At 63.2% G+C, this 25,672-nt stretch carries 28 protein-coding genes and 1 pseudogene; 13 read left to right on the forward strand and 16 right to left on the reverse strand.

Features of this window, described 5'->3' with window-relative positions; genetic code table 11:
* The first annotated feature begins 139 nt into the window (after positions 1-139).
* Positions 140-481 (forward strand): hypothetical protein, encoded by a 342-nt coding sequence (locus tag NKJ13_RS17945; protein ID WP_352508573.1) that lies wholly within the window; start codon positions 140-142, stop codon positions 479-481.
* 16 nt (positions 482-497) lie between these two features.
* Here NKJ13_RS17945 and NKJ13_RS17950 read toward each other — a convergent pair whose 3' ends face one another.
* The 4 genes from NKJ13_RS17950 to NKJ13_RS17965 form a co-directional block, all read right to left on the reverse strand.
* Complete coding sequence (locus NKJ13_RS17950) at positions 498-986, reverse strand: GNAT family N-acetyltransferase (protein ID WP_352508574.1); 489 nt, start codon at positions 984-986, stop codon at positions 498-500.
* 1 nt (position 987) lies between these two features.
* Positions 988-2,487, reverse strand: coding sequence for an Asp-tRNA(Asn)/Glu-tRNA(Gln) amidotransferase subunit GatB (gatB, locus tag NKJ13_RS17955; RefSeq protein ID WP_352649222.1), 1,500 nt, complete (start codon positions 2,485-2,487; stop codon positions 988-990).
* Between the two features lie 190 nt (positions 2,488-2,677).
* A complete protein-coding gene (locus NKJ13_RS17960) occupies positions 2,678-3,109 on the reverse strand; it encodes a CBS domain-containing protein (protein ID WP_023717464.1) in 432 nt (143 codons plus the stop codon).
* Positions 3,110-3,209: 100 nt separating this feature from the next.
* On the reverse strand, positions 3,210-3,980 hold the full coding sequence (locus NKJ13_RS17965) for a rhomboid family intramembrane serine protease (RefSeq protein ID WP_352508576.1): 771 nt from the start codon (positions 3,978-3,980) through the stop codon (positions 3,210-3,212).
* A 392-nt stretch (positions 3,981-4,372) separates the two neighbouring features.
* Here NKJ13_RS17965 and NKJ13_RS17970 point away from each other — a divergent pair, with 392 nt between their 5' ends.
* The 3 genes from NKJ13_RS17970 to NKJ13_RS17980 all read left to right on the forward strand — a co-directional run bounded on the left by NKJ13_RS17970 (position 4,373) and on the right by NKJ13_RS17980 (position 6,605).
* A complete protein-coding gene (locus NKJ13_RS17970; RefSeq protein WP_352649221.1) occupies positions 4,373-5,011 on the forward strand; it encodes a PAS domain-containing protein in 639 nt (212 codons plus the stop codon).
* Positions 5,012-5,128: 117 nt separating this feature from the next.
* Positions 5,129-5,746, forward strand: a complete 618-nt coding sequence (locus NKJ13_RS17975) for a PilZ domain-containing protein (protein ID WP_254817716.1) — start codon at positions 5,129-5,131, stop codon at positions 5,744-5,746.
* 259 nt (positions 5,747-6,005) lie between these two features.
* Positions 6,006-6,605: a transglutaminase-like cysteine peptidase gene (locus NKJ13_RS17980; RefSeq protein WP_352778012.1), complete on the forward strand. Its 600-nt coding sequence runs from the start codon at positions 6,006-6,008 to the stop codon at positions 6,603-6,605.
* Positions 6,606-6,907: 302 nt separating this feature from the next.
* Here the strand turns inward: NKJ13_RS17980 and NKJ13_RS17985 are convergent, their stop codons facing one another.
* Positions 6,908-7,804: a LysR family transcriptional regulator gene (locus tag NKJ13_RS17985; RefSeq protein WP_352777940.1), complete on the reverse strand. Its 897-nt coding sequence runs from the start codon at positions 7,802-7,804 to the stop codon at positions 6,908-6,910.
* Between the two features lie 96 nt (positions 7,805-7,900).
* Here NKJ13_RS17985 and NKJ13_RS17990 point away from each other — a divergent pair, with 96 nt between their 5' ends.
* Together NKJ13_RS17990 and NKJ13_RS17995 are read left to right on the forward strand one after the other, a co-directional pair.
* Positions 7,901-9,088: an MFS transporter gene (locus NKJ13_RS17990; RefSeq protein ID WP_352777942.1), complete on the forward strand. Its 1,188-nt coding sequence runs from the start codon at positions 7,901-7,903 to the stop codon at positions 9,086-9,088.
* A 30-nt stretch (positions 9,089-9,118) separates the two neighbouring features.
* Positions 9,119-9,865: an SDR family oxidoreductase gene (locus NKJ13_RS17995; RefSeq protein ID WP_352777943.1), complete on the forward strand. Its 747-nt coding sequence runs from the start codon at positions 9,119-9,121 to the stop codon at positions 9,863-9,865.
* A gap of 57 nt (positions 9,866-9,922) precedes the next feature.
* Here the strand turns inward: NKJ13_RS17995 and NKJ13_RS18000 are convergent, their stop codons facing one another.
* Together NKJ13_RS18000 and NKJ13_RS18005 are read right to left on the reverse strand one after the other, a co-directional pair.
* Complete coding sequence (locus NKJ13_RS18000; RefSeq protein ID WP_352777946.1) at positions 9,923-10,450, reverse strand: gamma carbonic anhydrase family protein; 528 nt, start codon at positions 10,448-10,450, stop codon at positions 9,923-9,925.
* Between the two features lie 18 nt (positions 10,451-10,468).
* Positions 10,469-10,813 carry a DUF6949 family protein gene (locus tag NKJ13_RS18005; RefSeq protein ID WP_352508582.1) on the reverse strand — a complete coding sequence of 115 codons (345 nt, stop codon included), beginning with the start codon at positions 10,811-10,813 and terminating at the stop codon, positions 10,469-10,471.
* A 120-nt stretch (positions 10,814-10,933) separates the two neighbouring features.
* On the opposite strand from NKJ13_RS18005, the gene NKJ13_RS18010 reads away from it, so the two are divergent.
* Positions 10,934-11,665 (forward strand): hypothetical protein, encoded by a 732-nt coding sequence (locus NKJ13_RS18010; RefSeq protein ID WP_352777948.1) that lies wholly within the window; start codon positions 10,934-10,936, stop codon positions 11,663-11,665.
* 273 nt (positions 11,666-11,938) lie between these two features.
* Here the strand turns inward: NKJ13_RS18010 and NKJ13_RS18015 are convergent, their stop codons facing one another.
* Together NKJ13_RS18015 and cysE are read right to left on the reverse strand one after the other, a co-directional pair.
* A complete protein-coding gene (locus tag NKJ13_RS18015) occupies positions 11,939-12,142 on the reverse strand; it encodes a DUF3126 family protein (RefSeq protein ID WP_023674799.1) in 204 nt (67 codons plus the stop codon).
* Between the two features lie 212 nt (positions 12,143-12,354).
* Positions 12,355-13,203 (reverse strand): serine O-acetyltransferase, encoded by an 849-nt coding sequence (gene cysE, locus NKJ13_RS18020; RefSeq protein WP_352649215.1) that lies wholly within the window; start codon positions 13,201-13,203, stop codon positions 12,355-12,357.
* 158 nt (positions 13,204-13,361) lie between these two features.
* On the opposite strand from cysE, the gene NKJ13_RS18025 reads away from it, so the two are divergent.
* Positions 13,362-13,973 carry an HD domain-containing protein gene (locus NKJ13_RS18025; protein ID WP_352777949.1) on the forward strand — a complete coding sequence of 204 codons (612 nt, stop codon included), beginning with the start codon at positions 13,362-13,364 and terminating at the stop codon, positions 13,971-13,973.
* A gap of 42 nt (positions 13,974-14,015) precedes the next feature.
* On the opposite strand, the gene NKJ13_RS18030 is transcribed toward NKJ13_RS18025, so the two are convergent.
* From NKJ13_RS18030 to NKJ13_RS18045, 4 genes are all read right to left on the reverse strand, one after another.
* The gene (locus NKJ13_RS18030) at positions 14,016-14,387 is read right to left on the reverse strand and encodes a hypothetical protein (RefSeq protein WP_352777951.1); all 372 of its coding nucleotides are present in this window, start codon (positions 14,385-14,387) and stop codon (positions 14,016-14,018) included.
* 134 nt (positions 14,388-14,521) lie between these two features.
* Positions 14,522-15,289: an alpha/beta fold hydrolase gene (locus NKJ13_RS18035; protein WP_352777953.1), complete on the reverse strand. Its 768-nt coding sequence runs from the start codon at positions 15,287-15,289 to the stop codon at positions 14,522-14,524.
* 24 nt (positions 15,290-15,313) lie between these two features.
* On the reverse strand, positions 15,314-15,877 hold the full coding sequence (locus NKJ13_RS18040) for a DUF192 domain-containing protein (protein ID WP_352777955.1): 564 nt from the start codon (positions 15,875-15,877) through the stop codon (positions 15,314-15,316).
* A gap of 19 nt (positions 15,878-15,896) precedes the next feature.
* Positions 15,897-16,493 carry a cold-shock protein gene (locus NKJ13_RS18045; protein ID WP_254817705.1) on the reverse strand — a complete coding sequence of 199 codons (597 nt, stop codon included), beginning with the start codon at positions 16,491-16,493 and terminating at the stop codon, positions 15,897-15,899.
* 215 nt (positions 16,494-16,708) lie between these two features.
* Between NKJ13_RS18045 and gloA the strand changes: the two genes are divergently transcribed.
* A complete protein-coding gene (gloA, locus tag NKJ13_RS18050) occupies positions 16,709-17,149 on the forward strand; it encodes a lactoylglutathione lyase (RefSeq protein ID WP_352509416.1) in 441 nt (146 codons plus the stop codon).
* 78 nt (positions 17,150-17,227) lie between these two features.
* The gene (locus tag NKJ13_RS18055) at positions 17,228-17,521 is read left to right on the forward strand and encodes a DUF2218 domain-containing protein (protein ID WP_254817703.1); all 294 of its coding nucleotides are present in this window, start codon (positions 17,228-17,230) and stop codon (positions 17,519-17,521) included.
* A gap of 8 nt (positions 17,522-17,529) precedes the next feature.
* Here the strand turns inward: NKJ13_RS18055 and NKJ13_RS18060 are convergent, their stop codons facing one another.
* Both NKJ13_RS18060 and ilvA read right to left on the reverse strand, forming a co-directional pair.
* Positions 17,530-18,102, reverse strand: a complete 573-nt coding sequence (locus NKJ13_RS18060; protein ID WP_352777957.1) for a DUF1697 domain-containing protein — start codon at positions 18,100-18,102, stop codon at positions 17,530-17,532.
* Positions 18,099-19,356, reverse strand: a pseudogene (gene ilvA / locus NKJ13_RS18065) (threonine ammonia-lyase IlvA). Before ilvA ends, NKJ13_RS18060 begins: the two are co-directional and overlap by 4 nt.
* A 127-nt stretch (positions 19,357-19,483) precedes the next feature.
* Between ilvA and NKJ13_RS18070 the strand changes: the two are divergent.
* From NKJ13_RS18070 to NKJ13_RS18080, 3 genes are all read left to right on the forward strand, one after another.
* Positions 19,484-20,887, forward strand: coding sequence for a hypothetical protein (locus NKJ13_RS18070; protein WP_352777960.1), 1,404 nt, complete (start codon positions 19,484-19,486; stop codon positions 20,885-20,887).
* Between the two features lie 102 nt (positions 20,888-20,989).
* Positions 20,990-22,063, forward strand: a complete 1,074-nt coding sequence (locus NKJ13_RS18075; RefSeq protein WP_254817699.1) for an alpha/beta hydrolase — start codon at positions 20,990-20,992, stop codon at positions 22,061-22,063.
* Positions 22,064-22,195: 132 nt separating this feature from the next.
* Positions 22,196-23,359 (forward strand): alpha/beta hydrolase, encoded by a 1,164-nt coding sequence (locus tag NKJ13_RS18080; protein WP_352705096.1) that lies wholly within the window; start codon positions 22,196-22,198, stop codon positions 23,357-23,359.
* A gap of 429 nt (positions 23,360-23,788) precedes the next feature.
* Here the strand turns inward: NKJ13_RS18080 and ade are convergent, their stop codons facing one another.
* Positions 23,789-25,600 carry an adenine deaminase gene (gene ade / locus NKJ13_RS18085; RefSeq protein WP_352777962.1) on the reverse strand — a complete coding sequence of 604 codons (1,812 nt, stop codon included), beginning with the start codon at positions 25,598-25,600 and terminating at the stop codon, positions 23,789-23,791.
* Between the last annotated feature and the right edge of the window lie 72 nt (positions 25,601-25,672).

Here is a 25,672-nt window from a genome sequence, read left to right on the forward strand (position 1 = left end):
CGGATGGCGGCGGCGGTTCAGACCGCTGCCGCCATCCCCCGCGCGGCAGATGCGGCAGCGCTGGCTTCATGGCCTGATCTTGCGGGAACAAACCCGCCGCTGCGCCACGAGCGAGCGGCGCCATCGATGGAGGTGCACGATGCTGCACTTTCCCCACACCATGCCCGCCGTCCGGATCATTGCGGCAATCTCGCTGCTTGCCTTCCCGAACTTCCTGCCGCCGGTCACGATCCCGGCGAACGCGCTGCCGGTCAGCCAATCCTGCCGGATCACCACCTATTACAAGACGGCGGCAAAGGCGACGGAGGTTGGCGTGCGCTCGACGTGCCAGGGCGTTAAAAAATGGGGCGTCACCTCGAAATATTACGAGGTCGAAAAGATCGAAGCCGCTACGCCCCCGCACACGTCGGGCGGCGGCGGCAGCCTGCCGTGCGAGTTTCTCGCCGCCGGCTGCTTCAACCTGCCCGTGAAACGCAACTGAGCGCCAGGCGAACGAGCTAGCCGATCGCCTTCTCCAAAACCAGCGCCGGCAATCCTGAGGCGCCGCCGCAATCGGCCGTGTTGCCGGCGGGCGTGAACCCTCTCGAGCGGTAAAAGGCAACGGCCGGAGCACTTGCTTCCTCGACCTCGACGCGCAGCGTTCGGGCCTCCGGAAAGCTGGCCTCGATCTCGTCCAGCAGGGCCTGGCCGATGCCTTGCCTCTGCCAGGCCGGATGCACGTAAAGCTGGTTCAGCATGACGACCCCGGCATCCGTCGTGGCGGCCGCGAAAGCCATGCCACCGATGCTTTTGCCGTCGTCCGCGACCAGGAATTCCGAGTTCGGTCGTGTCAACCGCGCTTTGAGCGCGGCGATCGAATGCCATTCGTCGGTGATTTCGGTGACCCGCGCCGCGCCGTAGATGGCGTCATAGGTGGCGTGCCATGTCTCCACCAGCAATGCGCGCACCGCCGCAAGATCGCGCTCGCTGGCGGTGCGGACGAACATCCTATTCGATCCCGAGCTTGGCCTTGACCAGCTCGTTGACCACCTGCGGGTTGGCCTTGCCGCCGGTCGCCTTCATCACCTGGCCGACGAACCAGCCGGCCATGGTCGGCTTGGCGCGCGCCTGTTCGACCTTGTCCGGGTTGGCGGCGATCACCTCGTCCACCGCCGTTTCGATAGCCCCGGTATCGGTGACCTGCTTCATGCCGCGGCTTTCGACCAGCTGACGCGGATCGCCGCCCTCGTTCCAGACGATCTCGAACAGATCCTTGGCGATCTTGCCGGAGATGGTGCCCTCCTTGATCAGATCGATGACCGCGCCGAGCTGATCGGGCGAAACCGGAGCATTTTCAATACTCTTGCCGGCTCTGTTCAACGCACCCAGCAAATCGTTGATGACCCAGTTGGCGGCAAGCTTGCCATCGCGACCAGCGGCCACCTTCTCGAAATAGTCGGCGACCGCCTTTTCCGATACCAGGATCGAGGCGTCGTAGGTCGACAGGCCGAGCGAGGAGATCAGCCGTGCCTTCTTGGCGTCCGGAAGTTCAGGCAGGTCCTTTGCCAGCGCATCGACATAGGCCTGGTCGAATTCCAGCGGCAGAAGGTCGGGATCCGGGAAATAGCGATAGTCGTGCGCTTCTTCCTTGGAACGCATCGAGCGCGTTTCGCCCTTATTGGGATCGAACAGCCGCGTTTCCTGGTCGATCTTGCCGCCGTCCTCCAGGATGGCGATCTGGCGGCGCGCCTCGGAGTCGATGGCCTGGCCGATGAAACGGATCGAGTTGACGTTCTTGATCTCGCAGCGCGTGCCGAATTCACCGCCAGGCCGGCGTACCGAGACGTTGACGTCGGCGCGCAGCGAGCCTTCGTCCATGTTGCCGTCGCACGTGCCGAGGTAGCGCACGATGGTGCGCAGCTTGGTGACATAGGCCTTGGCTTCATCGGCGGAGCGCATATCCGGCTTCGAAACGATCTCCATCAGCGCCACGCCGGAGCGGTTGAGATCGACATAGGACATCGTCGCATGCTGGTCGTGCATCGACTTGCCGGCATCCTGCTCCAGATGCAGGCGCTCGATGCCGACCTCGATATCCTCGAACTCGCCCTGCCGGTCGGGGCCGACGGAGACGATCACCTTGCCCTCGCCGACGATCGGTTGCTTGAACTGCGAGATCTGGTAGCCCTGCGGCAGGTCGGGGTAGAAATAGTTTTTCCTGTCGAAGACCGATTTGTGGTTGATCTGGGCCTTCAGGCCCAGACCGGTACGGATCGCCTGCTTGACGCATTCCTCGTTGATCACCGGCAGCATGCCAGGCATCGCCGCATCGACCAGGCTGACATTGGCATTGGGCGCGGCGCCGAAAGTGGTCGAGGCGCCGGAAAACAGCTTTGCCTGCGAGGTCACCTGCGCGTGGACTTCGAGGCCGATGATGATCTCCCAGTCGCCGGTGGCGCCGGGAACCAGGCGCTTGGCGTCGGGCGTGCGGGTATCGATGATGCTCATAAGGGCCTGCATATTGGAATTGCGGATATGCGGAACGCATATTTTGGTGTGCAACTTCGCTAGTGCAAACCGCTTCGCGAGACAAGCGCCAAGCCGCAGGTGCCGACGCGGCACAGGCCCGCAGCTGCCGCGATGGACTGCTATAGCAGCTTGAAAAATTCAAATGGCCGGCAACCCGGCCGCCGCCGCCTCATGCCGTGGCGATATAGGCCCTGATCTCCTCGGCCTCGCGCTCGACATCCTCGATGCGCCGCTTGACCACATCGCCGATCGACACGATGCCGTCGAGCAGCCCGTTCTTTTCCACCGGCAGATGGCGGAAGCGACCCTTGGTCATGATCTCCATCACCTCGTTGACGGTGTGGTTCTCATTGCAGATCTTCACCTTGGGCGTCATCGCCGAGCGGATGGCAAGGTCGAGCGCCGCGGCTCCCTCCTTGGCGAGAACCCGCACCACATCGCGCTCGGAAAGAATGCCGACGATCTTGTGATCGCCGTTGGTGATGACCAGCGCGCCGATCCTGTGTTCGGAAAGCATGCGGATGGCTTCGCTGAGCTTTTCGTTCGGCCCGAGCGTCACCACGTCGTGGCCTTTCGCCTCGAGAATTGCCTTAACAGTCATGGCGTCCTCCTCTGCATTTCCTGCCGGCTCCTGCCCTGGCCGGCTTTCCCTGGGATGAACATGGTGCGCCGCGATCGGTTGCTTTTCAAGTGCGGAGGTCTCAGCTCTCCGGCTCCTCCGTCTGCCGGGGCACCTGCTCTCGCCGATCAAAAAACCGCAGGCCGAAGAAGCCGGCAACAAAGCCGCCAATATGGGCTTCCCAGGCGATCTGGCCGTCAATGCCGGGCGCCAGGCCGAAGAGGCCGGTCGCCAGGTTGATCACCATCCACATGGCGAGAAAGGTGACGACGCCGCGCGAGCGGAGGACCGCCGCCATCGGTAAGGGCCGGCCAGCGAAGGCGGCCCTGCCCGACGAGCGGTCGATGCGGAAGCCGTAGCGCGCCGCCGCGCCCATCATGCCGGAAATCGCGCCGGAGGCGCCGACCAGCGGTGCGTCGCCAAGCGGGTGCATGGCCCAGAACAGCGCCACCGCCGCCAGTCCGGTGGCGGCGAAGAACAGGCTGAAGCGCAGCGCGCCGAAGCGGTTGGCCAACGGTGAGCCGAAGGCCGCAAGCCACACCATATTGATGGCAAGATGGGCAAAGCCGCCATGCAGGAAGGCATAGGTAAAAGGGCTTGAAAACGCGAAGAAATCCAGGTCGAAGCGGCCGGAATAGCGAATCGGCACGAAGGCAGCCCGGACAAGCAGTTCGAAGTCCTGGTCGTCGGTCAGCCAATAGACCCGGATCAGATGGACCGCGACGCAGATGCCGATCACCGCCAGCACCACGGGCGGCAGGTTGAACACCGGCTCGCGGCGCTGCTCCGGTTCGCGGGCGACAGGCCCACCCTGGCCCTGCTCGATCTCCGGTGGGCTTTCTGGGTCACTCATATGGCTTGCACTCAGTCGCTGGATTGGACTTCGCGAGCATGTAGATCACGGCCAACCGAATCACAAACGGCGAATCAGCAGGCCCGAATCGAAAAAGAAGCCGTCCAAGGTTTCCCTTGAACGGCTGGTCGAGCCCCCTTGCTCCCCCTGAACTCTTGACTGAAGTGCTGCCGATCGTCGCAAAACGACCGCTTCTGGAGTGGTTTTTGTGTGCCACAGGGCTGGCAGGCGCGCAACGTAAACTAGTTGTTAACCTTAACCGCCCCGACCCGTGAACAAGTATTAACGATGCTGGCACGCATCCTGCTCCGCAACGCATGTAGGTCTTCGGAGGGCGCCCTTCTGTTCACCGATGGGACATCTGAAGACAGAATGCGCGGAGCAGCATTAGCATGAACCAGACCGGATCGATCACGCTGTTCCATTATTGGAACCGGTTGCGTGACGGACGCCCTGCCCCGAAGCGCTCGGAAGTCGAACCGGCCGACATCAAGTCGCTGCTGGCCGACACGTTCATCCTGGAAAAGGACACGCGCGGCGAAGCGGTGTTCCGGCTCGCCGGCACCAGGCTTTGCGCAGTCTATGGCCGCGAATTAAAGGGATTTTCATTCCCTTCGCTGTGGCGCGAAAAGGACCAGCGGCTGATCTCGAAGCTCACCGACGGCGTCTTCGACCTGAAATCGGCGGCCCTCATTACCTATGAGGGTTTCAGCCGCAATGGCCGCTCCAACAGGTTTGAGCTGCTCGCGCTGCCGCTCGACGGCGGGGTCGAGAGCCCGCGCTGCCTCGGCGTGATAAGCGCCGTCGAAAAGCCCTTCTGGCTGGGCGCGGACCCGGTTTTCGACGCGTTGATCGATTCGATCCGTGTCGTCGATCCCGACAAGGAGCCGATGTTCCTGAAGAACCGGCCGGCGATGGAGGTTCCCTCGCTCGCCCCGTCGGAATACGACCCGCCCGAGACGATTTCGGCGCTCGGCCAGGCCCGCCGCATCCGTCACCTGGTCGTCTTCGACGGCGGACGCGAGGAATGATGCCCAAAGCTTAAAGCAACAGCGCCGGATTTTCCCCTTTGTTAACCTGCTTTGTTGTAGTTTTCCGCTGAAATTCCCCGCATCCATGCGCGGAATGCCGAACGGGGTATGGCAGTGATGAGGTCAGCGGCGGTCGACCATGCACCGTCCCAAGCTGAAAGGCGTAACTTTCAGCGCGTCCGCGTGAAGATTTACGGACGCTTCATGCTGGAAGACCGCACCGAACATCCCTGCCAGGTAGTCGACATGTCGCCCGGCAACGTTTCGCTGCGCACCGAGCGCGCCGGCCTGGCTGGCGAAAAGGTCATTGCCTATATCGATCATATCGGACGCATCGAGGGCGTCATTACCCGCACTTTGCAGGATGGCTTTGCGATGACCGTCATCGCGTCGGAGCGCAAGAGGGACAAGCTCGCCGCGCAACTGACCTGGCTTGCCAACAAGCACGAGCTCGACTTGCCGGAAGACCGCCGCCATGAACGCGTCGCGCCGCGCAACCCGACGAGCGTGCTGCAGCTTGCCGACGGACGCCAGTACCAGTGCCGCATCATCGACCTGTCGCTGTCGGGCGCGGCGATCGAGATCGACGTCAAGCCGGCCATCGGCGTCCAGGTGACGCTGGGCACCATGCGCGGCCAGGTGGTGCGCCATTTCGAAGATGGCATCGCCATCGAGTTCGCCGTCATCCAGCGCCCCGAAACGCTTGATACCGAATTCAGCTCACCGCGCGGCTGACGCGGAAGCGTTAGCGCCATCGGGAAGCGAGGCTGGCGACCTTCGCGCCCCCTCGTCCCGCCATCTTAGCTGTTCGAACGGGGCGACGAAGCATGGGAACGCACCCGGCTGGAATCCATAAACAATTCTATACTTAATTGCATCAAATTTTATGTTTATTCTATTGTTGTTTTACTTAATGTCTACTTCGCGCTTTTGCGTCAAATAAATCCAGCCGTGTCATTGTCTCCTCAAACGGGGAGACGGAATAATGAACAGGATGAGGGGCAAGCTGTTGCTGGCGGCAATAGCGATGCAGCTTTTCGGCTGGGGGACTGCAAACGCGGCGGAGCCGGCCTTCATGCAGACCGGCGGCCGCACCACACAGCCGGTCGGTCACTACGAATTGTGCCAGCAGTTTCCGCGGGAATGCAATCAGAGGACGCCTGACCAGGCACCGGTCGAGCTCACCCGCAAGCTGTGGGCGACGATCGTCAAGATCAACAATTCGGTCAACAGCAAGGTCGCGCCCCGCACCGACATGGAAATGTGGGGCAAGGAGGAAGTCTGGTCCTTTCCCAATAACGGCTTCGGCGACTGCGAGGACTATGCGCTGGAAAAGCGCCGCGAGCTGATGAGCATCGGCGTGCCGGCCGGCGATCTGCTGATGACGGTCGTGCGTCAGCGCAACGGCGACGGCCATGCTGTGCTGACCGTGCGCACCAGTCTTGGCGAGTTCATCCTCGACAATCTCCAGCCCAAGGTGCTGTCCTGGACCAATACCGGCTACACCTATCTGAAGCGCCAGTCCGACCGGAATTCCGGCGCCTGGGTGACGATCAACGACGGCCGCTCCGACGCGGTCGCCAGCGTCCGCTGAGGACGCCAATGCATGTCGCCCAAAAGCGCGTAGCGGTTGTGGGATAACGACATGCATAAAACAGAGGTTAAGTGCGTCGCATGACTTCGCGCTTTAGGAGAAACCCGGTCGAGTCCCCACCCTCCCCGTCCCCAACGACCGGGTTTAAGGAGCCGGCCCCGTCCCCGGGCCGGCTCCACCATTTCCGGCGGAACAACATTTCGATACAGTTATCTCGGCTTTGCCTCCAACCGCGCTTCGTCATCCAAGCTGTCTCACGATCGTTTGTGGGATACGAGCTGCCGTTTGCCGTCGAAACGCTGTTACTTGCCCCTGATACGGAACGCGTCGACAAAGGCGGAAAACGCCGGAGAGGGATGGCGTCGGCTTGGATAGTACAGGTGGTAACCCTGGAACGTCGGGCACCATTTGGTCAGGACTTCCTGAAGAAGGCCACTCTCAATGTGTGGCAGGACGAGTTCGCGCGGTAGATAGGCCAAGCCCACTCCGTCAAGCGCGGCCTGGATCGCCGGCCCCATGTTGTTAAGCGTCAGTTGCCCCTCGACCCGAGCACTGAACTCGCGCGCTCCTTCCCGCAATTCCCATGCATAGACCGATCCTGACGTCGGCAGCCGGTAGTTGATGCAGTTATGGTCGGTCAGCTCCTGCGGCGTCTGCGGCGGTGTCCGGTGGGCGAAGTAACGGGGTGAGCCGACGACAGTGTAGGTCACGTCGGCTCCGATGCGCACGGCTACCATGTCCCGGCCAATGGACTCGCCCAGCCGAACACCGGCGTCGAACTGGCGCTCGACGATGTTGGTGAAGGCGTTATCGACCACCAGCTCGACATTGATATCGGGGAAGTCGCTCAGGAACTTTGGCAGCCGGGCGCGGAAGACAATGTCGACCGAATCGTCGGTGCACACCAGGCGAATGTTGCCGGACGGCCTGTCGCGCAGGACGCCGAGAGCGCTGACCTCAGCCGCGATGCCTTCGAAATGCGGTTCGATGCCTTCCTTGAGGCGTTGACCGGCCGCCGTCGGGGCCACGTCGCGCGTGGTGCGAGACAGAAGACGGACGCCAAGCCGCGACTCCAGCGACTTGATGGTGTGGCTAAGAGCCGAAGGAGTGACGCCGAGCTTGGCGGCTGCTCGGGTGAAGCTCCGCGTCCGGGTGATCTCCAGAAACGCGCGCATTTCGGCGAACTCGTCGCGTGGCATTGATGAGCCTCATTCACAACCACATCAAAATTATACCCGCTAGTCGCATTTGGCCAGCCCGACTACTTAATTCGGGAACGGACAGGAGACTGCCTTATGACCATTGAACTCGCGCTGGGCGAGGCCGCCACTGCTGACAGCACGACGACCCCATGGTCTGCGGTGGTCTGCCTGTCGCTGCTGACCTTCCTTCTAGTCGGACTGGAGTTCCTGCCGGTGAGCCTGCTCACCCCGATCGCTCAGGATCTGGCCGTCTCCGAGGGTCAGGCCGGCCAGGCAATCGCGGTATCCGGATTCTTCGCCGTGGTTACCAGCCTCTTCGGCAACTCGCTGTTGCGAAACGTCGATCGACGGACGGTGGTTCTGCTCCATACGGCAGTGCTGGCCGCATCGAGCCTGGCGGTGGCGGTTGCTCCCAACTTCCTGGTCTTCCTGGCCGGGCGGGCGCTGGTCGGCATCGCGATCGGCGGTTTCTGGTCACTGTCGACGGCCATTCTGGCCCGCTTGGCCCCGGGACCCGACCTGCCCAAGGCCATTGCCTTGCTCCAGGGTGGCACTGCGTTCGCATTGGTGATCGCCGCGCCCGTCGGCAGCTTCCTCGGATCGCTGATCGGATGGCGGGGAACCTTTTTCGTCACTGTCCCCATCGGCCTTGCGGCGCTCGTGTGGCAGTTGGCCGTTCTCCCGAAGATGCTACCGATGGAGGCCGCCTCGGTGTCGAGCATGTTCCGCTTGCTGCGGAATCGCAGATTCGCCATCGGCATGGGCGCAACCGGGCTCGCGTTCATCGGGCAGAACGCGCTCTCGATCTACCTGCGGCCGTTTCTGGAAAACGTGACGGGCCTCGAGGTCAACACCCTCTCAATGGCTCTGTTGGGCGTCGGCCTCGGCGGCCTGGCGGGACTGTCGATCATCGGCCTCATACTCCGGCGGCACCTCACAGCCTTGCTGATCGGGCTGCCGAGTGCACTCGCGGTCTTCGCTCTACTGCTGATTGCCTTTGGACCGTTTGCACGGGCCACGGCCGGCCTGCTGGTTCTTTGGGGACTGTTCGCGACCCCGATCCCGGTGGCGTGGAACACCTGGATGACCACGCTCATCCCTGAAGACCTGGAGGCCGGGGGCGGACTCCAGGTCGCCCTGATCCAGTTCGCGATCGCGGGCGGCGCTATCGCGGGAGGCCTGCTGTTCGACGCGGCCGGCTGGTGGAGCGCCTTCCTTCTCGCCGCCGTCCTGCTCACGGGTTCGGCCTTGCTCGCCGCCTCGGCCGGCCCCCGCACCTGAACTCTTTCAATTCTTGTCTAGGAGAATCTCATGTCCGAAGGAATCGAGAACAAGGTCGTCGTCATCACCGGTGCCAGCAGTGGCCTCGGTGAAGCGACGGCACGCCATCTTGCCGCGCGAGGCGCTTCCGTGGTCCTGGGTGCACGCCGGTCACACCGCATCGACGCGCTTGTCCAGGAACTGACCGCCGCTGGGCTCAAAGCCAAGGCCGTCACTACGGACGTCACCGACGCCGGCCAGGTCCAGAACCTGGTGAACACGGCGGTCCGGGAATTCGGCCGGATCGACGTGATGCTGAACAATGCGGGCCTCATGCCGTTGGCCCCGCTCGAACGGCTCAAGATTGACGAATGGGACCGGATGATCGACGTCAACATCAAGGGCGTCCTTTACGGCATCGCGGCCGCACTTCCGTACATGAAGGAACAGCGATCGGGCCACATTATCAATGTCTCGTCCGTATACGGCCATGTGGTCGACCCGGGTGCGGCGGTCTATTGCGCCACCAAGTTCGCCGTGCGTGCGCTGTCCGAGGGTCTGCGGAAAGAGGTGAAACCCTACAACATCCGCACCACGGTGATCTCGCCGGGCGCTGTCACCACAGAGTTGCTCGAGCACATCAGCGAGAAGGATATCCAGCAGGACACCAGGGACTTCGTGAGCAAGATCGCCGTGGGGCCAGATACGTTTGCCCGCACGGTCGCCTTCGCGATCAACGAGCCCGACGACGTCGATATCAACGAGATCTTGTTCCGGCCGACCGCCCAGCCGGTTTGACTTGGAAGTGGCTATGCTTTCGGTACCCCAAGGCCGGCTCCACCATTTCTGGATCGGCTAGACCTTCTTCAGCCCAGCCCTGAATCGCTTGCCGTTGGCCACATAATGCGCGGCAGAGGCGCGCAGCCTGGCGATTGCGGCTTCGTCGAGCGTCCTGACGACGCGCGCGGGCGAGCCGACGATCAGCGAATTGTCGGGGAATTGCTTACCTTCGGTGACCAGCGCGCCGGCCCCGACCAGCGAGTTGTTACCGATCTTGGCGCCGTTCAGCACGATGGCGCCCATGCCGATCAGGCTGTTGTCGCCGATCGTGCAGCCATGCAGCAAGGCACGGTGGCCGATCGTGCAGCCTTGGCCGACGGTCAGCGGAAAGCCCGCGTCGGTGTGCATGATTGTGTGCTCCTGCACGTTTGTGTCGGCGCCGATGACGATCGGCTCGTCGTCGCCGCGGATAACGACGCCGAACCAGAAGCCGGCATTGCGGCCGATCCTGATATTGCCGATCAGCGTGGCGTTGGGCGCGATCCAGTTGCTGTCGGCGTCCTCGAAGGCGGGCGCTTTTCCGTCAATCGCGTAGATCGGCATTGCTGTCTCCAGATCGTCTCACACCGACAAGCTGCCAGACCCTAGAAGCGAAGCCGCCCAGGACGCAATGGCGATCACCACCATGCCCAGCGCCAGCGCCCAGATGGTCGCCGTACAGCCGCAGGAGATCAGCCCCAGCACCGAGATGCGACGCTCGCGCCAGGCGTCCAGCGCCTCGTTGGCGAACATCAGCGGCCCGGCGCAAGCCGTCGCCGCGAGCGAGCGCAGCATGTGCTTCGACGATACATAGGGCTGGACGAAGGCAAGCTTGCGGCCGGCGATCAGCTCCATCGCCGATCCGGCCAGGCCGCAAGCCGTCAGCCCGGCCATAAAACTGAATATGATTTGTTCGACCGGCCCCATCTTTACCCTCCGTTTACCATAAAATCGCACAGTCGCCTGCAAAAGCTGCGTAGCAAGAGCCGTGCCGCGCCGAAATGTGCCGCTCAGGCACACCCGACGGGACGGTAAACGAGGGCCGCGATGAAGCAGGCAGCCGCCACGGAGGGCCCGCAACTCAGCGTCGTCGATTCGACGCTGATGAAGCGGGTGTTTTATGCGTTCGCGACGCTGGCGCTGCTTTCCGTGGCGATCAGCCTCGGCGGCAAATGGTTCGGCCGCTCGATCGCCATGGCCGGGTACACCGACGACACCACGGTCCACAAGGTCGTCATCGGCAACAACATCATCGCCGTGCCGGCCAATGTCATCCGCTTTGCCCAGGCCCGGCGCGACGGCATCGCCTCACGGCTTGACCTCTATCTGCGCTATCCCGAGATGGACGGCTACAGCGAGGCTGCCCGCAACGACTTCAACCACACCGGACCCAGCAAGGACATCGTCTTCCTGTCGTTCGAGCCGCAGATGATGTCGCGCGACATGAGCGGCCGCTTTGCGCCGATCTACAGTGCGCTGATTGCCAAGCTGGGTACGCCCGGCCCTGGCCGCACGACGCTTTACGCCTTCAGCGAAAAATCGGGCTATCTCAACGAAGTGCTGGCGGTCGCCGACCGCCCCGGCAAGGATCCGTTCGTCGCACGCTGCCTGAGCGGCCCGAGCGCGGACGAATCGCTAGCGCCCTGCGAGCGCGACATCCTGGTCGGCGACAATCTCAGCCTCACCTACCGCTTCCCCCGGGAATTCCTGGGCGACTGGCAGGCGCTCGACGCGGCGATTTCGGGCGAGGCAGCGCGTGTGCTGAAGACCGGGCGGTAAGCAACGAAACGAGCCGTTCCGCAGGGATCCTTCGCGCCCCTCTCTGTCCTGCCGGACATCTCCACGAGGGGGTAGATCGGCCGTCATCTTGGCTTTCGCCAATCTCCAATGTTGCAGGAAGAGCGCAGCGCCGAAGCTGCCAATCTCCCCCCAAGTGGTCCCCAAGTGGGGGAGATGGCCGGCAGGCCAGAGGGAGGCGCTGTCCCGCCGGCGTCTTGCAAGGTTCCGTACCGCCGCTGCGCTTGAGGCGTAGCGGCCAGCTAAATCTCCGGCTCAGGCCAGATCGATGTCGAGGATCGCCATCGAGAAATTATAGTCCCCGTCGTCCTCGTCCTTGAAGACGATGCCGAGGAACTCGTCGCCGACATAGACCTCGGCCGAATCTTCCTTGCGCGGCCGCGCCTTCACTTCGAGTTTGGGATTCTGGAAGGTGCGCTTGAAATAAGCATCCAGCTTTCTGATTTCGTCCGGCTTCAACAGTCTTCTCCGATCGTCGCTTGCTAAAGTGCGTCGCGTCTGAAGAGATCGATGCGACGCGCTTTGAATCCTTCTTCATGCATGTCGCTATCCCAAAACTGCTGGGCACTTTTGGGCGACATGCATTGGTGAGCGCGCTTCTGGCACGTCGACAATGGCCATGTAAAGGCAAGCCGGCACAGGGGGCAGGAATTCAGCCCCCGCCCGAGCACTCAGATGTCGAAGCTGACGACGTGGTCCATCGTCTGCGATGGCAACAGCTGGTCCATCTGCCGCGAAGGCTGATCGCAGCCGGTCTCGCCGACGACGCGGGCCGGCACGCCGGCAACCGTCTTGTTGTGCGGCACTGGCGACAGCACCACCGAGCCGGCCGCGATCTTCGAGCAATGGCCGATCTCGATGTTGCCGAGGATCTTGGCGCCGGCGCCGATCAGCACGCCGTAGCGGATCTTAGGGTGGCGGTCGCCGCCGGCCTTGCCGGTGCCGCCCAGCGTCACGCCGTGCAGGATCGACACGTCGTCCTCGATGACCGCCGTCTGGCCGACGACGAGGCCGGTGGCGTGATCGAGGAAGATGCCCTTGCCGATGCGGGCGGCCGGATTGATGTCGGTCTGGAACACCGAGGACGACCGGCTCTGCAAATACAGTGCAAAATCCTGGCGGCCCTGGTTCCACAGCCAATGCGCCAGCCGGTGCGTCTGGATGGCATGAAAACCCTTGAAGTAGAGCACCGGCATGATGAAGCGGTCGCAGGCCGGATCGCGATCGTAATAGGCCTGGATGTCGACGCGCACCGTCGTCGACCAATCATTGTCGTCGGCCGCCATCGCCTTGAACGTCTGGCGGATGAGGTCGGAGCCGATGTCCTGGTGGGCGAGGCGCTCGGCCAGCCGGTGAATGACCGCTTCTTCCAGGTTTTCCTGGTTGAGGATGGTCGAATAGAGGAACGCCGCCAGCAGCGGATCGCGGTTGACCGCTTCCATCGCTTCGTCGCGAATCGAACGCCAGATCGGATCTACCGGCTGCACCATGGTGGGACGAGAAATCGTAACGCTGTTCATCTGATGTCTCCGGCCACCCAATGTCTCGGCATCCACTGTCTCGGTTGGCGGCTTGCCTATTCTCCGGCCGCACCTATAAACCAGATCATAGCACGGGTGAACTCAATTTTCCTTAGTGCTTCGTCAAATGGATTGGGTTGGCGGAATTTCAAGCAGCCATGGAAAACGCAACCTTGATCGACGAGACCCTGAAGCGCGAGCTTTCCGCGCTCTATGCGGCCGAAGATCGCCACTACCACGACCTTGGCCATATCGAGGCGATGCTGGCGCTAGCCAACGATTACAAGGCATTGCTGCATGATCCTGAAGCAGTCGAAGCGGCGATCTGGTTCCACGACGTGATCTACGACAGCCGCGCCAAGGACAATGAGGCGAGGAGTGCCGCACTTGCCGAGGAGAAGCTCGCCGGCCGCGCCGACGCACGACGCCTCGGCCACATCGCGGCGATGATCACTGCCACTGCCAGCCACGAATTGCCGCCCCTTGGTGACCAGCATTCGGTTCGTGACGCGGCGCTGTTCCTCGACATGGACCTGGCGATCCTGGGTGCTGCGCCTGACGTGTTCGACGCCTACGAACAGGCGGTTCGCCGCGAATACCAGTGGGTCGACGAGCCGATGTGGCGGGCCGGCCGTGCCGCCGTCCTGAAGGGCTTCCTCACCCGCCCGCATATCTTTCACAGCGAGGAATTCCGCCGGCGCTTCGAAACCCAGGCCCGGCAAAACATGGCGCGCTCGCTCCAGGCGCTTGGGCACGGCCCGGGCGGATAGTAGTTCGCGTAGCTCGCGTGCGTCCGCGATATTTGCCCGAAATCAGGTGAATGCGCCAAAAGTCGATGCCATTCCCCACAACATGAACACCCCAGCCGCCAGCGACGCACCATTGACCACGATGCCAGCCAGGCCGAGCACACGATTGTCGTTTGGGCGACCAACGGCCATCAACCCGAAGACCACTCCCGTAAGATGTGCCAAAGGCCCGGCCAGAAAAAATACCGCAGCGAAGAAGCCCGTCGCACTGTTTTGGAGCAGTGGAGACGCGCCGCTCGGCATTGCTATCAACGCGGTGATCGCCATCGCCCCTGCCGCCAAAGCAGCCAGCGCTAGTACGACGGACCATTCGCCGAACCTGCTTTTTGCAATGACGCCCGGCAAAGCGGCGTCGGTCCTTCCCCATTGTGCCATGATACCCCCTGCCCTCCGTTCAGCGCATGGCGGGTTTGAACCGATCCACACGTCGCGCTTATTTACTCCTGTATCGTTGCAAAACCGCTAAGGACCCCAGCTTCAGGCCCAATGGCCGCTTTGGGAGCCGTCCATCAAAGCGGATGCTCGGCATAAAACTCCAGCACACGCTGCTTGAAGGTCTTGTCGCCGACCGCCAGCATATGGTCGCGGCCTTCGATGTGAAAAGCCCTGGCGTTGGGCATCAGAGCGGCGAGTTCATCCGGCGAGCCGCCGATGTCGTCCTTGGTGCCGACGGCGATCAGCGTCGGCTGGGCAATGCGGGCAATGTCGGCCTCGCTCAGCAATTCGCGCGAGGTGGCGATGCAGGCGGCGAGCGCCCGGCGATCGCTGCGGGTCTGATCGGCGAAGGCGCGGAACGAGCGGCCGCGCGGATCGCTGGTGCCTGCCGGATCGTCGACCAGAAGGGCGTTGGCTATCGGATCCCAGTCGCCGACGCCGTCGACCATGCCGATGCCGAGACCGCCGAAGACCAGCGTCGCCACCTTGTCCGGGTTGGAGAGCGCCAGGAACGCCGATATGCGCGCGCCCATCGAATAACCCATGACATGGGCGCGTTCGATGCCGAGATGGTTCAAAAGCGCTGCCGCGTCGGACGCCATTTCTGCCGGCGTGTAGTCGGCTTCGTCATAGCTCTTCGACGACGAGCCATGGCCGCGATTGTCGAAGGCGATCGCACGGTAGCCGGCATCGTTCAGCGTCTTGAACCAGCCGGGCGACACCCAGTTGACGTAATGGCTCGAGGCAAAGCCGTGGATCATCAGCACCGGATCGCCCTGCCCCGATGCCGGTTGGCGGTCAAGGAAAGCAAGGTCGAAACCATCATGGGAGAAGAACTGCATCGGCCGAAGATCCTGCCCGTTCGTTCAGTCGGAATCGACACTCGGCGCGTCGCCCTTGTCGGGCGGCGGCATGGCCGGCCCCGGCGCCGTGCCGATGGCCGGATGGCGCAGCAGGTCGCCGTCCTTAATGCCCTTTTTGGCGGCGGTGCCTGCCTTGAGCTCGAGCACGAAGCGCACCGGTTCGTCCGGCGAGATGATCGCCTCCGACTGCGGCTCGCCTTGCTTGATCGCCCGGATCCGGCCGTCCTGGCCGACGAAGATCAGGTCGAGCGGCATCGGCGTGTTCTTCATCCAGAAGCTCACATCCTGCGGCGCACCGAACACGAACAGCATGCCGTGATTGTCGGCCATGTGCCGGCGGAACATCAGGCCGGCCTCGCGCTCGGCGGGCGTGTCGGCAATTTCGACGGAGAAAGAACGCTCGCCGGCCTTCGTCACCGCGACCAGCGGCGCCGGGTCGACGGGAAGGATCATCGCCTTGCCGTCGGCCGAACTCGGTTGCTGAAAATAGAAGAACGCACTTGCGGCGACGATGAGGAAAATCCCGGCGCAGAGCGCGCCCGCCGTCAGCCGGTTCCTGTGAGCCATATGAAATCCTCGACCGGAACTAATGCGAGACCGGCAAGGTACCCATATCGGGGTGAATTTCGGCAGCCATAAGGCCTTTGTCGCCGCGTCCGAAGCGGACCAGCACCACCTGGCCCGGGCGGAGTTCGGTGATGCCGTAGCGGCGCAGCGTCTCCATGTGGACGAAAATATCCTCGGTGCCCTCGCCCCGGGTCAGAAAGCCGAACCCTTTGGTGCGGTTGAACCATTTCACCAGCGCCCGTTCGAGGCCGCTTTCCGGCGTCACCGCGACATGGGTGCGCTGCTCCTGCATCTCCGCCGGATGGATCGCCGTGGTGACATCCATCGAGAGCACGCGGAAGGCCTGCAGCCCACGCTCGCCCTGCTTGACCAGGCAGACGACGCGGGCGCCTTCAAGCGCGGTCTGAAAACCGTCCTTTCGAAGGCATGTCACGTGGAGGAGGATGTCGCCCGAAGTACCATCATCGGGAAGGATGAAACCGTAGCCCTTGGCCACGTCGAACCATTTGATGGCGCCGGCGATTTCGACGAGATCGGCCGTATCGGCGCTCTCATCCCGCTTCAACGCATCGTTACCGGCCCCGTCCCGCCCCATGAAAGAGGCCTTTTCCCCCATAAGAACGCCCCCTTTTTTCAAGAAACACTGCAACTGATTCTTGGTATCAGATTAACACCGCGGCTTCCGGTGTGTGCAAGACCTGACGTGCCTTTTTTCACGGTTCCGTACAGGAATAGCGGATTTGCCGTTTGCCGGCGCCGGCAAGCGTGGCCGATTGCCCTTTGGCCGGGCCGCCCCTATGGTGCGCCGCAACGCAACATAAGGAGGAAATCATGCGCTATCTGCACACCATGGTCCGCATCGCCGACATCGATGCTTCGCTCGATTTCTACTGCAACAAGCTTGGTCTCAAGGAAGTGCGCCGCCATGAAAACGAGCAGGGCCGCTACACGCTGATCTTCCTCGCCGCGCCCGAAGACGAGCAGAGCGGCATCTCCGAAAAGGCGCCGCTGATCGAGCTGACCTACAATTGGGACCCGGAAGACTACAAGGGCGGCCGCAATTTCGGCCATCTTGCTTATGAGGTCGACGACATCTACGCCACCTGCCAGCGGCTGATGGACAATGGCGTTACCATCAACCGGCCGCCGCGCGACGGCAACATGGCGTTCGTCAAATCGCCGGACGGCATCTCGATCGAGCTGTTGCAGAAAGGTCCGGCCAAGCCGAAGGCCGAGCCGTGGGCGTCGATGCCGAACACCGGCAGCTGGTAACCGATCACGCTATCTTGAGCGGACGCAGGCGGGCGCTGGTTCGGTTTTCGCGTCCGCCTTCCCAAGGAGAATTCATTCATGCCGGCCAGCCATGTCGACGTCGCCACCGAACATGCCAGCCGCTATCTGCAGCAGCTGTGCAAACATTGGGCGCACAAGTTTCCCGTCGAATTCGACCCGAACCACGGCACCATCGATCTGACGCTCGGCCGCACGGTTCTCGATGCGGATCCGGCTGCGCTGCACATTGCGGTGACGACAGATGAAGCTGGCTCGCTCGAGCGCCTGGAAACGGTCGTCGCCGAGCACATCAAGCGCTTCGCCTTCCGTGAAGAGCTGGCATTCGACTGGAAACGCGCTCCGGCCGCGTAGACGACCTGTCAAGCGCGGGCCTTGGCCATCTCGAGCAGCATCAGCACGGTGCGCCAGTTGCGCGCCGTGCAGTGCACCTTCAGAACGCGCGGGATGAGATTGGCAAAGACCGATTTGCCGAGGCCGTCGGGCGCATGCAGGTAGAGCACGTCGCCCTTGATCTCGAAGCGTTCGGGCCCGGTGCATTTTTCCGCCAGCCGGGCGATCTCCTCGGCGGTCGGCCGGCGCTCCAGCGCATAAGCATGCAGCTTGGTCGGCTCGCCGGCCACTTCCGGATAGGGATTGTCCGCCGCCAGCCGCTCGAGCCAGCCGAGATCGCGCACCATGATGCGCGAATGGAAGCCCCATTTCTTCTCGAATTCCGCTTCCAGCCGCCTGGTCAGCATCGCCGCATCGCCGTCTGGCGACCGGAACACGGCGTTGCCGCTCTGCACATGGGTGGCGATATCGGAGAAGCCGAGCTGCTCAAAAAATGACCTGAGTTCCGCCATCTTGACGATGCGATTGCCGCCGACATTGATGCCGGAAAACAGCGCGATAAAAACGTTCGCCGGGGCGTTCGGAAGATCGTTGCTGCTCATATAATGAACCCGGCGAGCGTCTCGTTGTCGGTGATGTCCTGGTAGTGGACGCTCTCGGCGTCGAAATTCGCCTTGAGCAGGTCGAAATTGCGGCGGTTCCTTGGTTTCGATGCCGATCAGCACCGAGCCGAAATTGCGCGCCGATTTCTTCAGATATTCGAAGCGGGCGATGTCGTCGTCGGGGCCTAGCAATTCGAGGAAATCGCGCAACGCGCCGGGCCGCTGCGGAAAGCGGATGATGAAGTATTTCTTCAAGCCCTCGAAGCGCAGCGCCCGTTCCTTCACATCCGGCAGCCGCTCGAAATCGAAATTGCCGCCGGACACCACGGCGACGATGGTCTTGCCCCTGATTTCCTTTTTGGAAAAATCCTTGAGCGCATCGATCGCCAGCGCACCGGCCGGCTCGAGCACGACGCCTTCGACATTGAGCATTTCGATCATGGTCGCGCAGAGCCGGTTTTCCGGGATCAGCCGTACGGCATCGGCAGCAAACTCCTTGAGGTGGCGCAACGGCTCGCGGCCGATCTCGGCCACCGCCGCTCCGTCGACGAAATTGTCGACCTTGGCGAGCTTGACCCGCTTTCCGGCGGCAAGGCTCTCGCTCAGGCTCGGGGCGCCGGCCGGCTCGCAAAAGACGAAGCGCGTTTCGCGGTGCTGGTCGGCGAAATAATGGGTGACGCCGGCGGCCAGGCCGCCGCCGCCGACCGGCAGCATGACAATGTCGGGCATGCGCGCACCGGGCATCTGGCCTGATATCTCGTAGGCGACGGTCGCCTGCCCTTCGATGATGTCCTTATGGTCGAACGGCGGCACCATGTGGGCGCCGGCAGTTTCGGTGAATTCGAGTGCCGCGCGGTAGCAGTCGTCGAAAAAATCGCCGACCAGCCTGATCTCGACGAACTCGCCGCCGAACAGCCGCGTCTTGTCGATCTTCTGCTGCGGCGTGGTCACCGGCATGAAGACGACGCCCTTCTTGCCGAAATGGCGGCAGACGAAGGCAAAGCCCTGCGCGTGATTGCCGGCCGAGGCGCAGACGAACAGCTCGGCAGCGTTGCCGGCGGCAAGCGTCTTGCGGAAGAAGTTGAAGGCGCCGCGGATCTTGTAGGAGCGCACCGGCGTCAGGTCCTCGCGCTTCAGCAGCACCCGCGCGCCGCTCTTCTTCGACAGATAGTCGTTTTCCTGCAGCGGCGTTTCCGGAAAGATCTCGCGCATCGCGGCAGCGGCGGCAGCGACGCGAGAGGAGAAACTGGTCATGGCAAGAGCACCCCACAGGCTAGCCGAATTCGGTCCCGCTATTGCATATCCGGCTTCACGAAGCCATTGTCCGGCCACCCTGAAAGGGTGTTCCCAAAACCTCGTTGGCCGTTAGGAGCGTCTGTTCATGCCTGTCGCATCGGTGGCCCAGAAAACCGTGTCGCTGCCGGAGTTCGGCGAGCCGACGGTGATGCCGCTGCTCCCGCTCGCCACCTATGAGGCCCGCATCAGGGCACTGGTTGCACGCGGCGGCGAAGCGGAGTTCGACGCGTTCGTCGTCTATGGCGACCGCGAACATGCCGCCAATGTTGCCTATCTCTGCGGCTACGATCCGCGCTTCGAGGAGACGCTGCTGGTCATCGTTCCCGACAAGCCGCCGAAACTGCTGGTCGGCAATGAGGGCTGGGGCTATGCCGAGATCTGCGACGGGCCGTACGAGCGCGTGCTCTACCAGACGTTCTCGCTGCCGGCGCAGCCGCGCGACCGCTCGCAAGCGCTCGCCGACATTCTTGCCGATTGCGGCCTGAAGGCCGGCCAGCGCATCGGCGCCATCGGCTGGAAACCGTTCGGTCCCGGCGATGCCGGTTTTGGCGAAACGACGCTCGACCTGCCGTCCTTCATCGCCGACACGCTACGGACGCTTGCCGGCGACAGGGGTGTGATCGTCAACGCGGCGAACCTTTTGATGAACCCTGCCGACGGCCTGCGCGCCATCAACGAGGCCGACCAGCTGGCCGCGTTCGAATTCTCCGCGACCTATTCCTCGCAAGGCCTGCGCAATGTCCTGCAGGTCATCGAACCCGGCATGACCGAATTGCAGGCGGCGCGGCTGATGGGCATCAACGGCCTGCCGCAATGCTGTCACCCGATGCTGTCGGCCGGCAGGCGCGCAGCCTATGGCTTGCCGAGCCCCCGTCTCGACGTCATCAAACGCGGCGACCCGATCACCATGGCCTATGGCATCCAGGGCTCGCTCAACGCCCGCGCCGGTTTTCTGGTCGAGGACGCGGCCGAGCTTCCAACGGGCATCCGGGACTATGTCGAGAAACTGGTCGCGCCCTATTTCTGCGCCGTCGTCGACTGGTATGAGACGGTCGGCATCGGCGTTCCCGGCGGCGCACTGTGGCAAGCGGTGCACGAGCGGATCGGCGATCGGTTCTTCGGCGTAGCGCTCAACCCCGGCCATCTCATCCATATCGACGAATGGATGCATTCGCCGGTATTTTCCGGCTCCGATATCAGATTGAAGTCGGGCATGGCCTTGCAGGTCGACATCATCCCAGCGACCGGCACCGATTATTTCACCACCAACATCGAGGACGGGATCGCGCTGGCAGACGACGCGCTGCGCGAAGAGATCGCCGCGCGCTATCCCGAAGCCTGGCGCCGCATCGAGGCGCGCCGCGCCTTCATGACCGACGTGCTTGGCATAAGGCTGAAGCCGGAAGTGCTGCCGTTTTCCAACATCCCGGCGTTCCTGCCGCCGTTCTGGCTTTCGCGCAACAGTGCGATGGCCGTCGCGAGGCACTGAGCGCATTTCGGCATCCGCGACTTACTTCTGCCGCACTTCGCCTGTCCGGGAGGGGCGGCGGAGGTGGATGGCCTTTGGTCAGGCCGGAGTGGAATTGCTTAAGTGCCCTTGAAGACGATTTGCATCATTGTCCTTGCCGCGCTGCTCGCCGGCTGCGGCGGCCGCCAAACCGAGGAACTGCTCGGCAGCGCCATGATGGCGGTGCCGGTGACGGAAATCGCCGGCAACCACTCGATCTTCATCGCAACGACGCGCAAGCGCTCCGACGATCCCAACAAGGTCTTCGACGGCGAGCGGTCGGCGACGCTGAACTATGCCCGCGTCAACGTCACCGTCCCCGGCATCCACAAGACAGGCCAGATCGAGCGGCGCTCGCGCGGCAAGTCGGACGATCCGGCCAAATACTTCATGGCTTCCGAGGTTGTCGGCTACGACACCCAGCCGAAATTCTCCAGTGCGCTCAGCGCCGACATCGCGGCGCGCGGCGGCCGCGTCATGGTCTTCGTCCACGGCTACAACACCGGCTTCGACGACGCGGTCTACCGCGTCACCCAGATCACCCATGATTCCGGCTATCCGGGCACGCCGGTGCTGTTTTCCTGGGCGTCGGGCGCCAAGACCACCGACTATGTCTACGACAAGGAAAGCGCCAGCGTTGCCCGCGACCAGCTCGAAGTAACGCTGAGAATGCTGGCGCAGACCGGCGCGCGGCGCATCGACATCGTTGCCCATTCGCTGGGAACCTGGGTCACCATGGAGGCGCTGCGCCAGCTCGCCATCACCGGCGACCGCGATCTCGGCGGCAAGCTCGGCGACGTCGTGCTGGCCTCGCCCGACATCGACGTCGACGTGTTCAAGAGCCAGATGCGCCGCTACGGCAAGCCGGACAAGCCGTTCATCCTGCTGCTCTCCGACGACGACCGGGCGCTCAGGCTGTCCGGCCTGATCGCCGGCGCGCGGCCGCGCGTCGGCGACTACAAGGACGCCGCCGACCTCGCCAGCTACGGCGTGTCGGTCGTCGACCTCTCCAGCGTCAAGGGTGCCGACCGTTTCAACCACACCAAATTCGCCGACAACCCGGAATTGGTGCAGTTGATCGGCCAGAAGCTGCGCGAGGATGACGGGTTTGCCAGCGACCGCGAAGTGACGGACCGCATCGCCTCGGTCGGACAATAGCTGCGTTGCGCGGCAGTAACTGTTGACCATCGCCGCACCATCGGAACAGTTTGAACTGGACCGTGCCTACCTCTGCCTCTATCGAATAGGCCAAGACGTCTCCGGCTCGACGTCGCCTTTGCGGGAGCCCGCGTGACCGTGCCTTCGAAGATCTTTCTCGTCGTTGCGTTCGCGCTCGCGCTGGCAGGCTGCGCCGGCCAGAACACGCACGATCTGCTCAACAAGACGACGATCACCGTGCCTGCTTCGGACATTGCGGCGACGCACAAGATCTTCGTCGCCACAACCCGGCAAAAGGCAATGAAAGCGCCCCGGCAGGTGTTCGACGGCGACCGTTCGCCGACCACCAGCTTTGCCAGCGTCGAGGTGACGGTGCCCAAAATTCACCAGCTCGGCGCCATCGAGCGGGTCAAGGGCTCGGCCAACAGCAATCCGGCGAAGGATTTCACGGCGACCGGCGTCACCTTCTACGAAGGCGCGCCGCAATTCGCCAAGGCGGTCGGCGCCGATATCGCCATGCGCGGCGACCGCGCGCTGGTTTTCGTGCACGGCTTCAACAACGGCTTCGACGACGGCATCTACCGGCTGACGCAGATCGCGCATGACACGAAATACCCAGGAACGCCGGTGCTGTTTTCGTGGGCGTCGAGCGGCAAGACGACCGGCTACATCTACGACAAGGAAAGCGCCAATGCGGCGCGCGACGATCTCGAAGCGACGCTGCGCATGCTCGCCAAGAGCCGCGCCAAGAGCATCGACATCATTGCCCATTCGATGGGGACCTGGGTGACCATGGAAGCATTGCGCCAGCTTGCCATCACCGGCGACCGCGACCTCGGCGGCAAGCTCGGCTACGTCATCCTGGCCTCACCCGACATCGACGTCGACGTGTTCAAGAAGCAGATGATCCGCTACGGCAAGCCCGACAAGCCGTTCGCCGTGCTGCTTTCGGGCGACGACCGGGCGCTCAGGCTGTCGACCCTGATCTCTGGCGACAAGCCACGCGTCGGCGACTATGGCGACGCGGCCGACCTCGCCAGCTATGGCGTCTCGGTGGTCGACCTGACCAAGACCAAGGGCGGCGACCGGCTGAACCACGCCAAATTCGCCGACAACCCGTTCCTGGTGCAGCTGCTCGGCGACCGCCTGCGCGCCCCGGCGGGCCTCGCCTCCGAAGAGACCGCGCCGGCCCAGCTCGACAATCTCGGCCAGGGCCTCGGCAAGGCCGTCGGTTCGGTCGCCGAAATCGTCATCACCACGCCGTTCAAAGTGCTGACCATCGCCACCGGCGGGTGAGCGATCGCTGTCGATCGGCCTGCAGCCGCTAATCGCCGACGCTGGCGATTAAACCTAAGCCACCATGCCTTCGTCATCCTAGGGCGGAGCGAACGCGAAGCGGAGCGCAGACCCTGGGATCCATGCCGTTACATCTGCCGAAGATTGCAGCGGTTCGGAATGGCTTGTATCCGCAACAGCGTCAGTTACCTTTCGGCATCGCTGGATTGCCTGCCGGAGCCAAGAGGCGTTCGATTCTGATCCGCCTTCGTGCGCCACAGATGTAACGGCATGGATCCCAGGGTCTTCGCGACGTCGCTTCGCTCCTGCTCCGCCCTGGGATGACGAAGCGACGGATGTTCGGCTAATCTTCAGGGTACGCGATTTACCCCTGAAGGGACCACCGGAAGCGCAGAAAATTGCCATTTGCAGGCCGGCATATCGACAGCGCTAAACGAACAAATCAACCTTCTGGAAGGTCGTCACGTCGATCAAGCCGACGTCGGAAATCCTGAGCTCGGGGATAACGACCAGCGCCAGCAGCGAGTGCTGCATGTAGGCGTTGTTCAGCGAGCAGCCCATCTGCCGCATGGCGTCGCTGAGTTTGTCCGCCTTGGCGGCGACGATTTCCGCCCGCTCGTCCGACATCAGCCCGGCGATCGGCATTTCGACCAGCGCCAGTTCCTTGCCCTTGGAGAACAGCACGACGCCGCCGCCGACCTCGCCAAGCCGGTTCACCGCCAATGCCATGTCCTGCTTGTTGGTGCCAACGACGATGATGTGGTGGGCATCATGCGCCACGCTGGAGGCCATCGCGCAGTCGCCGATATAGCCGAAGCCGGAGACGAAGGCGTTGGTGACGCCGCCGGTGCCCTTGTGGCGTTCGACCAGCGCGATCTGGCAGACATCGTTGCGGCGATCCATGGCGACCAGCCCGTCCTCGACGGCAAGATCGGCCTCCAGCGCCCGCGTCGGCGCCTGGTTTTCGATGACGCCGATGACCCGCACCCGCATTTCGTTGGCGCCCATGGGTGCCGCGATGTCGAAATCGCCTGCCTTGAGCTTCTTGCCGAGCTTGACGGTGTTCTTCGCCGTCCGCGGATAGTTGTAGGCCGGAATGTCGATTTCGAGCTTGCCGCCCTTGGCCAGCCTGACGCCGCGGCCATAGACCTCGTCGATGGTCATTTCGGCGAGGTCGGAGACGATCAGCAGATCGGCGAGCCGTCCCGGCGCGATCGAGCCGATCTCGCGCTCCAGCCGGAAATGCTGGGCGGTGTTGAGCGTCGCCATCTGGATCGCAGTCACCGGCTTCAAGCCCTGGCTGATGGCGTGGCGCACGACCCGGTCCATATGGCCTTCGTGCACCAGCGTACCGGAGTGGCTGTCGTCGGTGCACAGGATGAAGCTGCGCGGGTCGAGTCCGCTCTCCGTCACCGCCTTGATCTGCGAGGCCACGTCATACCAGGCCGAGCCCAGCCGCAGCATCGCCTTCATGCCCTGGCGGACGCGGGCGATGGCATCCTCGGCGCGCGTGCCTTCGTGGTCGTCCTCGGGGCCGCCGGCGACATAGCCGTGGAACGGCAGGCCGAGATCGCGCGAGGCATAATGCCCGCCGACAGTCTTGCCGGCCCTCACCGTCGCCGCGATCTCGCCCGACATCACCGGATCATTGGCGGCGACGCCCGGAAAATTCATCACCTCGCCGAGCCCGACGATGTTCTCCCAGGTCATCGCCTCGGCAACATCGGCGACGGTCAGCTCAGCGCCGGCATGCTCCAGCCCCGGTGCCGACGGCACGCAGGACGGCATCTGCACATGCACGTTGACCGGCATGGCGACCGCCTCGTCATGCATCAGCCGTACGCCCGGCAGGCCGAGCACGTTGGCGATCTCATGCGGATCGATGAACATCGATGTGGTGCCGTGCGGGATCACCGCGCGGCAGAATTCCGTCACCGTCACCATGCCGCTCTCGACATGCATATGCGCGTCGCAAAGCCCCGGCACCAGATAGCGGCCGCCGGCATCGACCACCTTGGTGCCCTGGCCGATGGCGTGGCCGGCATTCGGCCCGCAATAGGCAAAGCGACCGCCGGCGATGGCGATGTCGGTGCCGGCGATGATCTCGCCGGAATGAACGTTGACCCAGCGCCCGTTGCGGATGACGAGATCGGCGGGCTTGCGGCCCATGGCGACATCGACCAGATGCGTCGCCATCTCGGCCCAGGGTTTTGGTTTTGTCGCGTTGGCGGTCTTCGGCATCAACAGGCTCCCGTTTGCCCGACTGTGCCAAGCCGCGAGGGTTTTGACCAGCGAGGAAGCAAGCGCGGACGG

The organism is Mesorhizobium sp. M0174 (assembly GCF_040322275.1).
In the GTDB taxonomy this organism is placed as follows: Bacteria; Pseudomonadota; Alphaproteobacteria; order Rhizobiales; family Rhizobiaceae; genus Mesorhizobium.